Genomic DNA, 14,532 nt, shown 5'->3' on the forward strand with positions numbered 1-14,532 from the left:
ATGAAAGTCCGCCGCAATGGCAGCAGCTGGATCTGCAGGCTGCGACCGAGCAGGCCATCGCGGACCGTCGTCCTGCAGCAGAAGCGCGCGGCGTGCTGTTGCCGCCGCTGGAGACCGACGGCGCGCCGGGATCCACCTATCTGATCGATGGCGACATGCTGCGCCTGGTGCCCCTGCTGCGCCATCTCCTCGTGCACTGCATCTGGCGTGCGCGGTCCGGCGGCTCGGTGGGGGTGCATCTGAGCAACGAGCCGGATCGCGTCAAGCTGCGCATTACCGAGAGCCCGCCGCTCGATCGCGAACGCAGCGCCACGCGGCAGACCACCTTGGCCGATTTCTTTGGGCGGCGTGTGCCGGGGCAGGGTTCGCAGACGTCACGGCCGAGCGCCGCGCTGCTGCTGACGCGCCGCATGTTGGAACTGCTTGGCGCGATCCCCAGCACCGAAAGCCTTGCCGGCGAGAGCGACAAAGTCTTCGTGTGCATCTCCGTGAAGTTTCCCCGCCACGCCGTACTGGCGTACGGCTCTCCTGCGTGAAAGAAAAGGGCCTTCGCCGGATTGCGGGGAGGGTGGATCGAAGAGCGCGACGAGCAGGAGCTGCGCCAGCTGATCAGGTTCTGTCGCCAGCTGGCGCGCTGCGTTCACAAACGGTCCTGCGCCGCTATATCCGGCCCAGTACCACGAGCAGTACCACGATCAGGACGATCAGCCCCAGGCCACCGCTCGGCCAGTAACCCCATCCTGTGCTGTACGGCCACGCCGGCAGCGCGCCGACCAGCAGCAGGATGAGAACGATCAGGAGTATTGTGCCGATTCCCATATTCGTGCTCCTTGGACGTTGGCGGAAAGCCGCGTTGCTTCCGGTTTGAAGCACAAGGCCTGCCACTCGCTTTTCAGCGTAGGCCACGGAGACTGGGAGTCCCTCCGGAAGGGGACTGATAGCGGTGTAGGAATGTGACGACGCATCGGTGTAGGAGTGGGCCGACGCAGGCGCGCCATGCGGCGCGTTTGCGGAGCGGTCAGACAGAACCAACTGCCGAATAGCGGAGGGCAGCCGGAAGACGGACGATGGAAGCGGGGGCGGTCGCTTGCTCCGGCCGCTCCAGGTGCGCAGGCGCCCTCCCTAGCTCTCGCGTAGGTCTATTCCTACAACGGAAGCAGCAAGTTCCGAGAACACATTGCGGCTCCGCCCACTCATGACATGGTCCTTCCCGCACTACGCTGGAATCATGGCGGTTGAAGTGGAGTACAGCCTTGTATCAATTGTATGAACTGCATAGAGCTGCATGCGCGCCGTTCCTTCCCTGGCTGCAGGCAAGTGCCAGCTTCCTGGGAGCCTTCGAGAACGCGCCGTCAGCCATCCCTGCCCGCCATCTCGCTGCCGGGTGTCAACTGCTGGTGCGGCTATGGAAGCGCTATCCCAAACCAGAATTCGGCCTGGCCGAAACGCTGGTCAATGGCCACCGCGTTGCAGTCTCCGAAACGGTGGTGTTGGACAAGGCGTTTTGCCGCTTGCTCCACTTTGAGCGCGCGACGCGTCATAGCCAGCCGGTCGTCCTGCTCGTCGCGCCGCTCTCTGGCCACCACGCCACACTGCTGCGCGACACGGTGCGGGCCATGCTGCCAGACTTCGACGTCTATCTCACCGACTGGCGCGATGGCCGCCAAGTCCCACTCGCCGCGGGCGCCTTTCATCTCGACGACTATGTCGCCTACGTGCGCGAGTTCATCGGCTACCTGGGACCGGACCTCCATATCGTCTCGATATGCCAATCGACCGTGCCGGTGCTCGCCGCGGTTTCCCTGATGGCGAGCCGTGGCGAGCCAACACCGAAGAGCCTCACCCTGATCGGCGGCCCGGTCGACGCGCAGCGCGAGCCCACGACGGTCGACGAGCTAGCCGTCAACAAATCGCTCGACTGGTTCGAGCGGGAAATGATAGATACGGTGCCGGCGCACTACCCTGGCGCGGGCCGCAGGGTCTGTCCGGGCTTTCGCCAGCACATGGCCTTCATGGCGATGAAAGCGGATCACCACCTGAGATCGCACCTGAACTATTACTTCGACGTGGCCGCAGGCAACACAGAGGCGGCTCAGATGCATCGATGCTTCTATGACGAATACAATGCCGTGCTCGACATGGCTGCCGAATACTACCTGGACACGGTGCGAGTGGTCTTTCAGGAATGCCGGCTGGCACGCGGCACCTGGCGCGTGCGTGGCGAGCATGTGCGCCCGGGCGACATCCGGGCCAGTGCGCTGATCACGGTGGAAGGCGAGCACGACGACATCTGCGGCCCCGGCCAGACCCGAGCCGCGCACGATCTCTGTACCGGCATCGAAGCCTCCCGCAAGCATCACCTGACGGCCAGCGGCTGTGGCCACTACGGCATCTTCTCCGGTACCAGATGGCGCACCGAAGTCTATCCGCGCATTCGCTCTCTCATCTATGGGTACGCGCCTGTGCCAGCCGGCCACAAGGCTGTCCGGAATCGCGAAGACGGCTGATACTCCAGGTGGGCCAAAAACTGATCATCGCCCATTCGGCCGCCTTGGCGCTCACCGCGCCTGTCCAAAAAACTAAAATGGTAAGGCTGTACCTGACCGCTGCATTTACGCCATCGGATAAAGCTGTTGCCGATCCGGTTGTAAACGACTTGGGCGTTGGTCTTGGTGCAAGCCTGGAACGGCATTTGCTTCGGACTTTCCAAGGCCGCCTGCAGAAGCCTGCAGACGGGGCCCCTATATCAACGCCGCGGACAAGCAACGGCCGATTGCCGGATGAAGCGGACAGCCATAGGAGACGACCATGCCAAGGACATCAAGCATAGCGCACGCCAGGGCAGACAAGCGGGCGGGCAAGGCACCGACCACCCAGGCCGGCCATTTTGTTCGCGACGAGATCGAAGCCGTACGCAGCGGTAAGCATGGCGTGCGCTCGGCGAAGCAGGCCATAGCGATCGGTTTGTCAGAGGCGCGCCGCGCCGGCGTCGATTTGCCCCCGAAGAAGGGCGCTACAAAGACGGGGACAAAGTCCGCGGGCACCAAAGCAGGGGCCGCCAAGAGTGGCGACAGCATGCCGCCACCGCGACGCGCTAGTTCGGAAAGCAAGGCTACGCGCGCCCGCGCTGCACTCAACGCACTCAAGCGCGAGGGCACAGCCGGTGCTTCGCATCAGGCGCTATCCACCCAGGCAAAGCGCGCATCAAGCACACGAACTGCGGCCGATCGTTCAGCTTCCGCCAAGAAGGCCGCAAGCACCAAGGGCGCGACCGGCCGCTCCGAAGCGGCCCGAAAGGCGGCGCGTACGCGCGCAACGAGAAAGGAGGCAGGCCACTAGCACTGGTCAGAGTCGGCTGGCACAGGAATATGTGAGCTTGGATTTGATTCGGAGGCTTCGGTGTGCATCTCGACAGCAGCGGTGGGGAGACTGCGAACCTGGCTTCCTCATTCGGACGTCCGTCCGAGATCACTGGAGTCGTCGATGAAAACGGAAGACTTCAGGAGAGCCGTTCGAGAGAGGCTGCTTGTCGTTCCCTTTAGTGAGAGGCGCGGGTGGCTCCCTACGGATCTTTTAGAGTGGTGGGGCAGGGTAAGCGTTGAGACCCCATATCTGAGGCAAGACGGATACGGTGAGGACCATTGGCAACTGGTGCATACATATTGCTCCGATATGATCGGGCCGGGCGCTACCTCCTAACCTCTGTGGAAACCGCTCCGTCGGCACTTTTTAATCGGTAACCTGGACCGGGAACCTGCAAGGTTGCAAAGATATCCGTATCAGGTTTCTGGAGCCGCATCCCATTTTGGCCTCATTTCCTTGCCCCATTTCGTCGGATCTTCGTTGTGCATTTTTTCCATCATTTTTGCTACGTCCGGGTGCTTCTCCAAGACGTGCTTTGTCATGACCTTGACCATCTCGTCCCAAGAACTGGCCGATAACTTTTCGTCGCATTTCCCGCCGAGTTCCCTGCACGTCATCGTTTTCATAGGGTCCGCTCCAAAAGAAAAGAAAGGCAAAGATCCAGTTTGATAACCCACAGAAGTACACGAAAAGGTCCGAATTTCCATGGGAAATAATAGGACATTCGCGGGGCAGCGGCGTTTATGGTAACCCGGGTCGCACTGGTAGTGCGGCCGATTTTGGACCGAGCCGGCTTGCGAAAATCTGCGCAAGCGACACGGCGTCCACTTGGCCAACGGCCGGCGTAGATTCGCCAGCCCGCGCCACCCTTGCTGAATTGACAGGAAATTTATGCCGGCAATGTAGAAATGCCGCGCTGTGCCGAGGAACTTGCGAGTTCGCCCGAACCGCGGAGAACGGATTCCTGCCCGGGCGACCGGTGGACGGGCAATGGTATGGGTCTTGCGTCCGGCGCAAGTGTGGCGCCCGTGCTGTGCGCCTCATTGCGGAGGCCACAGATGGAGCCCTGCCTGATCGCGGTGCCTACCGCACCGACGAACGCAAGAAGTCCACAAGCTGTCGCGCTTCGGTTACACACCATCGTCTTTTTTCCGCACAATGTGCTAGCGACGAGGCCATACCATGGAACGTGAACTCAAGCTGGAACTGCAGGAAGGCCAGATCGACCGCCTGCGCGACTTACCTGCGCTGTCGTCACTGCGCATAGGCCCGCCGCACGATGAACTGCACGTCAACACCTACTTCGATACGGCTGATTTCGAGTTGCATCGCCACCAGTTGTCCTTGCGCGTCAGCAGGAACGGCGACCGCATCGTTCAAACGCTGAAGACGCAGGGGCGCAGGCGGGCAGGGCTCTTCGAACGCGAAGAATACGAAGCGGCGATTGCCGGCGAGACGCCCGAACTGGATGCGCTGCGCGGCATGGTGCCAAAGCAGTCCAAAGCTGCCAAGTGGATCGGCAACGACGGGCTAGCGGCACGTCTCAAGCCCATCTTTGCCACCCATGTGCGACGTACAGTTTCACGGTTACGGCTGCCGCATGGCGAGGAAGTGGAGCTTGCGCTGGACCGGGGAGAGCTCCTTGCCGGCAATATGAGGGCGCCGATCCACGAAGTCGAGCTGGAGATCAAGAACGGTGGGCCGGATCGGCTCTATGGGATCGCCATCGAAATGTTGGCAGCGGCACCGCTGCGGATCAGCCGCCTGAGCAAAGGCGAGCGTGGCTATGCGTTGATCGGGGGCGATGAGCCCGAAGCGGTGCATGCACAACCCTTGAAGCTTGATGAGCGCGATACCGTAGGAGAGGCGTTCCACTGCATTACGCAAAACTGCCTTGCTCAGGTTTACGGAAATGAACGCGGCGTCGTGGCGAACGGCACTAATGCGTCCGCGTGTGTGCACCAGATGCGCGTGGGTCTGCGCCGCCTGCGCTCAGCGCTGGATATGTTCGAGCCCCTGATCGTGTGCCCGGCCGCTCTGCAAGAAGAGATCAAATGGGTCGCCGGCGACTTGGGCGCTGCGCGCGACTGGGATGTGCTGGCGCACGCTACGTTGCCCGAAGCGCTGGCCGATGCGCCGGAGAATACCCATGCAGGCGTATTGCGGGAAACGGCGAGCGAAAGGGCTAGCGAGAATCGGCGCCGTGCGGCGCAAGCGGTGAATTCGGCGCGGTACACGCGGCTCGTCATCGAACTCAACCACTGGTTTGACAACGTTGGCAAGGGGGCCGGCCTCGAGCCTGAGATGCGCAGGGCGCTGGGAGCGTCCGCGCTAAAGTTCGCGCGCAAGACATTGCGGGCGCGGCATCGCAAACTGATAAAGCGCGGACGCCGGCTGCCCAAGCTCGATGCGCAACGGCGCCACCGGGCGCGGATCGCCGCCAAGAAGCTTCGCTATGCAACCGAGTTCTTCGCGTCCCTCTGTCCCCGGCAACGCTTGAAACGATATCGCGCTGTGCTTTCCAGGCTGCAGGACGATTTGGGCTGGCGCAATGACGTCGCGGTGGCGGACGGGCTGTTGGCCGCTCTGCAGGCGGAGCGCCCAAAAACCGCCATCGGCGCGGGTTTCGCGCGGGGTTACCTGGTTGCCCGCGTGGCAGCCGATCAGAACGCGCTGCGGCGGCTCTGGAAGAGTTTCAGGAGCGCCTGCCCACTTGCGTAAGCCGGCTCGTCCGGCGGAGGAGACAAGCCGGCTATTTCTCAGGTGGCAGAACAGCAGCGCGATCAATGGCTCGCCGGTCCCAACTTGTGGCGAGATCGCGGAAATCGAGCACATGGCCTCCGGTGAATGCGGCGGGCCGAAACGAGGGTCAGGCGCGCGCGCCGCATGGGGCAAGGCAGGGCGGCAGCGTGGAAAACCGCTATTGCATATAGTAGCCCCCGGCCTCAGCGCGCCGCCCCGGGCGCTCAGCGTTGCGCCATCAGTATGTAGTCCACCGTCAGATTGGACAGCGCGCGCACGCCGTTGATCAGCGCCGGCTCATCCACATAGAACTCCGGCGAGTGGTTGGAGGGCGCCTTGGTCACATCCTGCCCCTTGGGCGTCACGCCCAGGTAGAAGAACAGCCCCGGCACCTTCTCCTGGTAGAACGAGAAGTCCTCCGCTTCGCTCGCCTTGGGCGCGATCATCCAGTTGCCTTCGCCGGCCACCCGCTGCAGTGTGGGCGCCATCTTCTCGGTGAGCGCAGGCTGGTTGATGGTGGCGTTGTAAAGCTCCACTACGCGGAAGCTGGCCTCGGCGCCGGCGCTGGCGGCCATGGCCTCGGTGGTGCGCTTCATGCGGGCATGGATGTCGTTCTTCATACCTTCATCATAGGTGCGTATGGTGCCCATCATCTCGACCTTCTCGGGCACGATGTTCATGCGGTTGCCGCCATGGATCGTGCCCACGGAGATCACCGACGGCTCCAGCATCGCATTGACCTGCCGGCTCTGGATGGTCTGCAGGCCCATCACGATCTGCGACGCCACCACGATCGGGTCGATCCCGCCCCACGGGCGCCCACCGTGTGTCTGGCGGCCCTTGACGTCGATCCAGAACTGGTCGACCGCCGCCATCGACGCGCCGCTGCGCCAGCCGAGCTGGCCGGACTCGATTCTGCTGGTGACATGCAGGCCGAAGATCGCGTCGACCTTCGGGTTGTCCAGCACGCCTTCGGACACCATCTGCTTGGCGCCCCACATATTGGAGCCGTTGGGCTCGAAGTCTGCCGGGGTTTCCTCGGCCGGCTGGAAGATGAATTTGACCGTGCCCGGGAGCTGGTCCTTCATGCCGGCGAGCACCTCGGCTGTCGCCATCAATATCGCCACGTGGGTGTCATGGCCGCAGGCGTGCATCACGTCGACCTCCTTGCCCAGGTACTGGCCCTTGGCCTTCGACGCGAACGGCACGTCCACGCGCTCCTTCACCGGCAGGGCGTCCATGTCGGCGCGCAGTGCCACCACCGGGCCGGGCTTGCCGCCCCTGAGCACGCCGACCACGCCGGTCCTGGCCACGCCCGTCTTAACCTCCATGCCGAGCCGGCGCAGGTGGTCGGCCACCAGTTTCGCGGTGCGGATCTCGTAGTTGCCCAGTTCCGGGTGCTGGTGGATGTCGCGGCGCCAGGCGATCAGCTGGCTTTCTACCGCCTTGGCACGCGTTTCGATCTGGGCGTGCAGGGCGTCGGCGCTGGCGGGAGCCGGCGTGGTCTGCGCCTGCGCGGCGTTGCAGAGCAGGCCGGCGGCGAGTGCGACACTGGCGAGCGAAGTGCGGATGGCGGAACGGGATCCGGTGTGGCAGGCAGACATGCTGGATATCCTTCGTTTTTGTTGGTTTGATGCTGGCAGGGTTGCAGCATGCACGTGCATGCCGCCGCAAGAAAAGCCGGTGGCTTTTTCTCCTCTTTGCTGTGGTTTCATGCGACTTTCCTCCATATCGTTCTCCGAGCCTTTCCTGTCGTTTGCCATCCCTTGTCCTTCGCATCCTTGCGGGCGTATGCAAATGGAATTATGATCGTCATATCATAAGGCAAACGATCGCAGCGGCGGCCGCCCTTTTCCGACCTTCACTACTGGCGGTTTGCAAAAATCCATGTTTCCGCCGTCCACATCCCGGACAGGGAGCTCGAAGCGAATGCTAAAGCTATCGGTTGGCTTGCCACAAGAACCATAGGCCGTACCCATCAATGGGCTTACCGCATTGTCGACATCACCACAGCGAAGTTCTTTGCGCCGCCCAGAGCTTGCATACGCTTCCCATGAGAGCAACTCTTGGGCGGGTTCTGTTTGCCCATTCTTGGGTATAGCGTCAGCCTTTGGAATGATTAAAGGTCAATCTTCACTTAGCACTTTATGAAAGTAATCCGCGATCCTAAGTCAGGTGCTCCGATGGGCCAGTTGAGCGACATGGACTTGCGTCTGCTGAAGGTCTTCAAGACGGTCGTTGACTGTGGTGGCATGACGGCAGCTGAACGCGAGCTAAACATTGGTGGATCGACCGTAAGTCGGCATATCAAGGATCTGGAGACACGTCTTGGTCTGCTGCTATGTCGGCGTGGTCGATCTGGGTTCGCCCTGACTACGGAAGGTCAACGGGTCTACGATGAGGTGTTACGGCTGTTAGCGTCAGTCGATTCGTTTCGTAGCAGCATTGACGACATCCACCTCAGGATGGGCGGAAGCCTCGAGATCGCCATGTTTGACAAGATAGCGACCAATCCAAATGCTCACGTTGGCGCTGCAATTGCGCGTTTTTCGGAGCTTGCACCGGACGTGACGCTTAGTATTCATGTCGCCTCGACCAATCCAATCGAGCGAGGAATACTCGACGGAACCTTTCAAGTTGGCATCGTCCCGAGCTACCGTAGCTCCAAGGCCCTGAAATATGTAGAACTGTTTGGCGAGACAATGCTTCTGTACTGCGGTGCGAATCACCCACTCTATGGCGCGGATCACGGCGGGCTAACCTGGCGAAAGCTGCAGTCCTATGCGTTTTCTGCACTAGGCTTCGTGTCTCCCAATATGGAGATCAGTCACAGAGCCGGGCTATCGCGAAAGGCAACGGCCTTCGATCAGGAAGCTATCGCACTCCTGGTCTTGTCGGGGCGTTTTCTGGGCTTCCTGCCGGACCACTATGCGGGCGAGTTCGTAGCCAGCGGCGCAATGCAGCCCGTTGTCCCGAAGAGATTTCGCTATGCGTGTAGATACTCGAGTGTGCTACGCTTTTCGCCACAGCCATCCCGGGCCGCACTGCTTTTCCAGGAGTGCCTGGTATCGGCGCACGCCTCGAAACCCACCGACTCCTGACTTGAGGCGAAGAGGAAATGAAGCCTCGAACGCCCTTCCGCGGGCTTGATTGCATTCTTGGCGCTAAAGTTCCAGCTTCCTCAATGGCGTAAGCCACCTCTACTGCTGCATGAGGGTAACCGCGAAATTAAGCGCATCTGGCTTTTGCGGCCGAGAGTGGGCAGGCTTGCGTCCGCAACCACGATTTGCGGACGCAACCATGTTCGACAGCTACAACAACACACCGGTCGAGGTGCGCGCCGCATTCCTGGAACGCATTGCCGACGGACTCAATGCCATCGCGCCAGAACTTGGCACGGCGAGCAGCGCTGGAAACCGGCTTGCCGGCGGCTCAGCTCGAAGGCGAAACCGCCACGGACATTTTTTGCCATAATAACGACCGTTTCTGAGCAGTTCCGGCAAGCGGCCGGTCAATCGCCTGTCGGTCGTAAGGCACTTTTTGTGAATGGCTCATGGAAGAACAAATCACCGTCTACGCTTTCCCGGTATTCCTGCTATTGATGCTGGCGGAGCTGGGCTATGGCCTGATCGTCGGTCGCAATACCTATCGCCTGAACGATGCCCTCAGCAGCCTGAGTCAGGGCTTGCTAAGCCAGCTGGTGGCCAGTGTCAGCCAGCTCTTCCAGATCGGCCTGTATATCTTGACGTGGCGCCGGGTGGCACTGTTTCCCCACGCCGGCCTGTGGGGCAGTGTCTGGGGCTGGCTGCTGGCGATCGTGATGTTCGATTTCTGCGACTACTGGCTACATCGGGTCGGGCATGAAAGTGCGGTGTTCTGGGCCGCCCATGCCGTGCATCACCAGAGCCAGGATTTCAATCTGTCCACCGCGCTGCGGCAGGAGAGTACCGTGGCCTTCCTGGGATGGCCGTTTTACTTGCCGATGGCGCTGGCCGGGGTTGCCCCGCAGCAGTTTGCGCTGGCCGGCCTCATCGTGCTGCTATACCAGTTCTGGATCCACACCGAGCACATCGGCAAGCTGGGCTGGTTTGACCGGGTGTTTTCCTCGCCGTCCAACCATCGCGTGCATCATGCGGTCAACGACCAGTACCTGGACAAGAACTACGGCGGAATGCTGATCATCTGGGACCGGCTGTTCGGCACTTTTGCCGAGGAGGAGGAGAAGCCGGTGTATGGTACCCGCAGCCCGCTCAACAGCTGGAGTCCGCTATGGGCGGTGGCTTCCGGCTATGTGCCGCTGTGGCAGATGGCGCGCCGTGCGCCACGCTGGCAGGACAAGCTCAAGGTGTGGTTCAAGGCGCCGGGCTGGCTGCCGCCCGGCGTGAGCGATGATAGTGCGCCCTTTGACTTGCAGCGCGCACGCCAGCGCTTCGATCCACCGCTGGTGGCCGGTGCCGTGCCATTGGCCCTGCTGCAGTTCGCTCTGCTGATGGCGGCAGGTGCCGGCTATCTGTGGCAAAGCGAGGCGCTGGGGAGCGGCCTGCTGTGGGGGCTGGCACTGTTGCTGATCGCCGGTCTGGCTGGTCTGGGCGGCCTGCTGCAGGGAAGGATGCGACCACGCAGCCTGCTGGGGCTGGATGTGCTGCTGTTGCTGCTGGCCGGATTGCTGTTGCGCTGACTGGCACCCAGTCGCCAACTGGCAAAACGGCTGGGCAGGCCATGGTCGATATCCTGACCTCGATCCAATGCGCGCACGCCTCTCGTCGTTCTATTCCAGCTTCTGCGCAAGCTGCGCCAGCATCTCGTCGCCAACCGGAGAACGCCCGCGTGACCTGAGCGCTTCGGCAGCCCCTTGAATATCCCTTGCTTCCCTGTTCTGGCCGAGTTTGTACTTCCCCACAAGCCGCGTGATATCAATCTGCACGCCCACGATCGCCTTGAGCATGGTATCCATGTAATCCTTGGGCGCGTCTCCCATCTTCCATGGCTTCGGTTGCGATGCCTCGTGCGTGCGCGTCAGACGGCCGACCACACCACGCACGTAGCGCTCATCGTCGAGAATCGTGACGCGTCCGTGCGCGTGGATAACCATGTAATTCCAGGTCGGTACCCCCTTGTGAGACGCATGCTTGCTCGGATACCAGTTTGGCGAGATATAGGCGTCTCCCGCCTGGAAGACCACAAGCACCTCATCACCGTTCGCAACGGCCTGCCACACCGGATTGGTCCGCGCAACATGCGCATGCAGCACCCCCAACTCGCCTTCCCTTGCTGCAAGCTCGAACGGAATATGGTTGGCGTCGAGTCCGCTGTTGCCATGCGTGATCAGCGTGCCAAACGGATGCTGGGCGATGCCGGCGTGTAGCACTTCCTTGCGTGTCTCGGCGAAATGGGCGGGAACGTACATGTGGATTTCTCCAGAGTGGGAGGACAGAATGACTGGCTTCGGACTGCGAGCGTTCCCAGTTTGCTCGAAAAGTGGTTTATTCTTAAGATCCAGTTTGATAGATTTTTGATGAACCAGAATCATGGCAAGAACTGCACAGGTCGCGGAGATACCGTCGTTTGGCGTGCTCGACCGGACGGCGGGCAATCTGAGCCGCCAAGTGGCGGAGGCGTTACGAGAAGCGGTGCGCAAAGGCGATATCAGGGCGGGCGATGCGTTGCCTTCCACGCGCTTGCTCGCGGCGTCGCTTCAGGTTGCGCGGGGCACAGTGATCGAGGCCTACGAGCAGTTAATCGCCGAGGGCTTTCTCGAATCGAAAGCTGGCGCGGGGACGAGCGTCGCGCAGGGGGTGGCCGAGCCGCAACCTGCCCGCGAAGCAAGCGTGGTTCCCGGCCGCACGGTCGAACCGGATCTGCCTGCCCGCGTGCGAGCATTCGAGCAGATTGCGCAGGAGTTCCGGCCGCTTGCACCGGTTCCGTTCGCTATCTCGGTGCCGATCGGTTTGACCGCGCCCGCCGACATCTGGCGCCGCCTTGGGAACCGGGTGCGCGCCAAAGGCCCGGGTGCGCCCACCGGATATGCCGATCCTCTTGGTGCGCTACCACTACGCGAAGCGATCGCCGGCTACGTCCGCAAGTCACGCTCGGTGCGCTGCGAAGCGGACCAGGTCATCGTGACGAGCGGAACCCAGCAGGGACTTTTCCTCGCAAGCCAGGTCCTGCTGGGTCCGCGTGACCAGGCCTGGGTGGAGAACCCCGCATACCGAGGCGTCACTGCAATATTCGAGAGCATGGGCCGTCGTGAAGACATGGTCCGGGTGCCGCTTGACGCTGAAGGTCTCGATGTTGAAGCTGGCATGCGCATGGCGCCGGGCGCACGCGTGGCATTTGTCACGCCTTCGCATCAGTACCCGCTTGGTATGCCCCTGAGCATGGCCCGGCGCACCGCGTTGCTGGCGTGGGCAAGCTCCGCCAACGCCTGGGTGATTGAGGACGACTACGATAGCGAACTACGATATCAAGGTTATCCATTCCCGGCACTTCAGGGATTGGACCCAGACCGCGTGGTCTATCTCGGCACCTTCAGCAAGATTCTGTTTCCATCATTGCGGTTGGGCTACGCGATCGTCCCGCGCAGTCTGGTCGACGCCTTCTGCGGTGCGCGGGTGCTCATGGACCGTCACCCACCGACCGCGGATCAGCATGTGCTGGCCGCCTTCATGGCGGAGGGCCATCTGGAGCGTCACATTCGAAAGGTCCGCAACGTGTATTCAGCGTATCGACTCGGGTTAATGGAGACACTCGACACGCTACTCCCCCGTGATCTCGCGTGGATTGAACCCGGCGATCAAGGAATGCACCTGGTACTTTGGCTCGCGGAAGGCCTGGACGACCGCAAGGTAGCGCAACGGGCCGCTCAGGAGGGTGTCGCCGTCCGCGCGGTGTCGCCCATGTTCGCAGCGGGGACCGAGCGCCCAGGACTGATCCTTGGCTTTGGCGGTTTCAGTAGTTCGCAGATGAAAGCAGCCGCCCAATGCCTGGCTGCGGTGATTGCCGAAATGGCGAAATTGCGTTGTGAGGAGTCGAGAGTATGTCCGCACAACAATCACCGCGCATGAAGATTGCCAAAAAATACGGTCGCCAGGGTGTCTGCTTCGCGCCTTTAAGCGCGCATGGCTTCCAATCCTGGACCGGCTGAGTAATTCCTCCCGGCCTGGTCCGCCGGTCGGTTTTTTCCTCATCGACATAGGTCGGCAGGCGAAGGCGGCACGGCTTGGCTCAAATCAAAGTCGGCTTCCCGCAAACCGCCCGGCGTCAGTGAGACCCAGTGCAGTACCGACGGGGACCGCACCAGCCCGAGGCTGCCCTGATAGGTCCATGGGATCGGCGATGGCTGGCTGCCGCGCAATGCAATCGCATCGGCGGACAGTTTGAGGTGAAGCAGGCGGCCATCCTGTCCGGGCGTGTATGCCATGTCGCCGGCCACCGTGATGCCGGCCTCGCGCACGCTAGCCGGCATGCAAGGCAATGAGGCCGTGACTTTGCCCTCGGTATTCAGCAAATGCGCGAAACCCTTGCCCCCATCGCTGGTGCCGACCACCAGGAAGCTGTTCAGCGCCGGCACATAGGCCGCACCGTAGGTGTAGTACTTCAGGTTCTCGTTCAGCACCTGCGTGCCGATCAATGCCCCGTCGGCGGGCCGATAGATTGCCGTCTTCAGCCGGGCATGCTTCTCGCCGGGCATGAACGCCTGCCAGGCGAGCAAGGCCATTTCCTTCGAGCCGGCGATCAAGGGCCACCACTCCCGCCTATCCCGCGCTACATCGGTGCTGCGCAGCAACTGCCCGTTGACGTCATAAGTCTTGAGGTAGACGCCGTTTCCGGTGCCCAGGTTGTCCACGCCGCCCCCGTCGATCCAGTCGTCCGAGTAGAACACCACAAACGTATCCCCCACTGCCGCGACGTGGCCGGAGTGCCCGCCGGACCAGACATCGATTGGATTCGCCTGCTGCGGCCGCAGGTCCGCACCGTACACGCGATAGCGCTGGCTGACCGTGTTGGCCGTATTCCAGCCGTCCTCGAAGGTCAGCATGATGCGACCGCCGGCACTCTGCGCCACCGAGACCGGCTCCTGGGCTTCCTTCTCCGCGATCAGCAGCCGGGCCTTGCCGAGATTGGCCTGGCCCGGCTTCCATTCGGCAACGTAGATGTCATGCGACCAGTTGCGATTGCGGTCCGGTCCACGCGGCGGCAAGCCCGAACTGCTGAAGAAGACGTAGGTGATCCCCCCGGGGCCGGCCGCCGCGCCAATGCCGTGCATATAAGCGCGCTGATCGATGTCCGGGCGGGCCTTGGCGGGCGCCCCCCGGGCATCAGTGCGGCCATTGCTCCGGCCTTCGTTGCGCGCGCCTGCCGGCGCGCACAGCAGCACACCGGCAAGCAGCAGCATGGCACCACGCATCATGGCGAACGGTCGCATCG

General features: G+C 62.1%; 13 protein-coding genes. 8 read left to right on the forward strand and 5 right to left on the reverse strand.

The annotated features are described in order from the left end of the window. A partial coding sequence (locus AC1DQ3_RS26250; protein ID WP_477123085.1) for a sensor histidine kinase occupies nt 1-536 on the forward strand: 536 nt, incomplete at its 5' end. A 124-nt stretch (nt 537-660) separates the two neighbouring features. Here the strand turns inward: AC1DQ3_RS26250 and AC1DQ3_RS26255 are convergent. Beyond that, nucleotides 661-819 carry a DUF3309 family protein gene (locus tag AC1DQ3_RS26255; protein WP_477123086.1) on the reverse strand — a complete coding sequence of 53 codons (159 nt, stop codon included), beginning with the start codon at nt 817-819 and terminating at the stop codon, nt 661-663. A 434-nt stretch (nt 820-1,253) separates the two neighbouring features. Between AC1DQ3_RS26255 and AC1DQ3_RS26260 the strand changes: the two genes are divergently transcribed. Together AC1DQ3_RS26260 and AC1DQ3_RS26265 are read left to right on the forward strand one after the other, a co-directional pair. Beyond that, nucleotides 1,254-2,507: a polyhydroxyalkanoate depolymerase gene (locus AC1DQ3_RS26260; RefSeq protein ID WP_477123087.1), complete on the forward strand. Its 1,254-nt coding sequence runs from the start codon at nt 1,254-1,256 to the stop codon at nt 2,505-2,507. Between the two features lie 301 nt (nt 2,508-2,808). Then, nucleotides 2,809-3,339 (forward strand): DUF6496 domain-containing protein, encoded by a 531-nt coding sequence (locus AC1DQ3_RS26265; RefSeq protein WP_477123088.1) that lies wholly within the window; start codon nt 2,809-2,811, stop codon nt 3,337-3,339. Nucleotides 3,340-3,779: 440 nt separating this feature from the next. Here AC1DQ3_RS26265 and AC1DQ3_RS26270 read toward each other — a convergent pair whose 3' ends face one another. After that, a complete protein-coding gene (locus AC1DQ3_RS26270; protein WP_477123089.1) occupies nt 3,780-3,989 on the reverse strand; it encodes a DUF1059 domain-containing protein in 210 nt (69 codons plus the stop codon). A gap of 556 nt (nt 3,990-4,545) precedes the next feature. On the opposite strand from AC1DQ3_RS26270, the gene AC1DQ3_RS26275 reads away from it, so the two are divergent. Beyond that, nucleotides 4,546-6,084: a CYTH and CHAD domain-containing protein gene (locus tag AC1DQ3_RS26275; protein ID WP_477123090.1), complete on the forward strand. Its 1,539-nt coding sequence runs from the start codon at nt 4,546-4,548 to the stop codon at nt 6,082-6,084. A gap of 245 nt (nt 6,085-6,329) precedes the next feature. Here the strand turns inward: AC1DQ3_RS26275 and AC1DQ3_RS26280 are convergent, their stop codons facing one another. Beyond that, nucleotides 6,330-7,709 carry an amidohydrolase gene (locus AC1DQ3_RS26280; RefSeq protein WP_477123091.1) on the reverse strand — a complete coding sequence of 460 codons (1,380 nt, stop codon included), beginning with the start codon at nt 7,707-7,709 and terminating at the stop codon, nt 6,330-6,332. Between the two features lie 543 nt (nt 7,710-8,252). Here AC1DQ3_RS26280 and AC1DQ3_RS26285 point away from each other — a divergent pair. The 3 genes from AC1DQ3_RS26285 to AC1DQ3_RS26295 all read left to right on the forward strand — a co-directional run bounded on the left by AC1DQ3_RS26285 (nt 8,253) and on the right by AC1DQ3_RS26295 (nt 10,783). Beyond that, the gene (locus AC1DQ3_RS26285) at nt 8,253-9,206 is read left to right on the forward strand and encodes a LysR family transcriptional regulator (RefSeq protein ID WP_477123092.1); all 954 of its coding nucleotides are present in this window, start codon (nt 8,253-8,255) and stop codon (nt 9,204-9,206) included. Between the two features lie 199 nt (nt 9,207-9,405). Next, complete coding sequence (locus tag AC1DQ3_RS26290; RefSeq protein ID WP_477123093.1) at nt 9,406-9,579, forward strand: hypothetical protein; 174 nt, start codon at nt 9,406-9,408, stop codon at nt 9,577-9,579. A gap of 79 nt (nt 9,580-9,658) precedes the next feature. Continuing rightward, entirely contained in the window at nt 9,659-10,783 is a 1,125-nt protein-coding gene (locus tag AC1DQ3_RS26295) for a sterol desaturase family protein (protein WP_477123094.1), read from the forward strand. A 90-nt stretch (nt 10,784-10,873) separates the two neighbouring features. Here AC1DQ3_RS26295 and AC1DQ3_RS26300 read toward each other — a convergent pair whose 3' ends face one another. Then, a complete protein-coding gene (locus tag AC1DQ3_RS26300) occupies nt 10,874-11,512 on the reverse strand; it encodes an FMN-binding negative transcriptional regulator (protein ID WP_477123095.1) in 639 nt (212 codons plus the stop codon). 121 nt (nt 11,513-11,633) lie between these two features. Between AC1DQ3_RS26300 and pdxR the strand changes: the two genes are divergently transcribed. Beyond that, complete coding sequence (gene pdxR, locus AC1DQ3_RS26305) at nt 11,634-13,169, forward strand: MocR-like pyridoxine biosynthesis transcription factor PdxR (protein ID WP_477123096.1); 1,536 nt, start codon at nt 11,634-11,636, stop codon at nt 13,167-13,169. 119 nt (nt 13,170-13,288) lie between these two features. On the opposite strand, the gene AC1DQ3_RS26310 is transcribed toward pdxR, so the two are convergent. Beyond that, the gene (locus AC1DQ3_RS26310) at nt 13,289-14,530 is read right to left on the reverse strand and encodes a hypothetical protein (protein ID WP_477123097.1); all 1,242 of its coding nucleotides are present in this window, start codon (nt 14,528-14,530) and stop codon (nt 13,289-13,291) included. Between the last annotated feature and the right edge of the window lie 2 nt (nt 14,531-14,532).

This window comes from Cupriavidus sp. 01T418 (assembly GCF_056398885.1).

Bases quoted from the DNA above. Each gene is read 5' to 3' on its own strand.
- AC1DQ3_RS26290 (WP_477123093.1), top strand. From the start codon at position 9,406: ATGTTCGACAGCTACAACAACACACCGGTCGAGGTGCGCGCCGCATTC.
- AC1DQ3_RS26285 (WP_477123092.1), top strand. From the start codon at position 8,253: ATGAAAGTAATCCGCGATCCTAAGTCAGGTGCTCCGATGGGCCAGTTG.
- AC1DQ3_RS26270 (WP_477123089.1), bottom strand. From the start codon at position 3,989: ATGAAAACGATGACGTGCAGGGAACTCGGCGGGAAATGCGACGAAAAG.
- AC1DQ3_RS26255 (WP_477123086.1), bottom strand. From the start codon at position 819: ATGGGAATCGGCACAATACTCCTGATCGTTCTCATCCTGCTGCTGGTC.
- AC1DQ3_RS26300 (WP_477123095.1), bottom strand. From the start codon at position 11,512: ATGTACGTTCCCGCCCATTTCGCCGAGACACGCAAGGAAGTGCTACAC.
- AC1DQ3_RS26265 (WP_477123088.1), top strand. From the start codon at position 2,809: ATGCCAAGGACATCAAGCATAGCGCACGCCAGGGCAGACAAGCGGGCG.
- AC1DQ3_RS26280 (WP_477123091.1), bottom strand. From the start codon at position 7,709: ATGTCTGCCTGCCACACCGGATCCCGTTCCGCCATCCGCACTTCGCTC.
- AC1DQ3_RS26295 (WP_477123094.1), top strand. From the start codon at position 9,659: ATGGAAGAACAAATCACCGTCTACGCTTTCCCGGTATTCCTGCTATTG.
- AC1DQ3_RS26310 (WP_477123097.1), bottom strand. From the start codon at position 14,530: ATGCGACCGTTCGCCATGATGCGTGGTGCCATGCTGCTGCTTGCCGGT.
- pdxR (WP_477123096.1), top strand. From the start codon at position 11,634: ATGGCAAGAACTGCACAGGTCGCGGAGATACCGTCGTTTGGCGTGCTC.
- AC1DQ3_RS26275 (WP_477123090.1), top strand. From the start codon at position 4,546: ATGGAACGTGAACTCAAGCTGGAACTGCAGGAAGGCCAGATCGACCGC.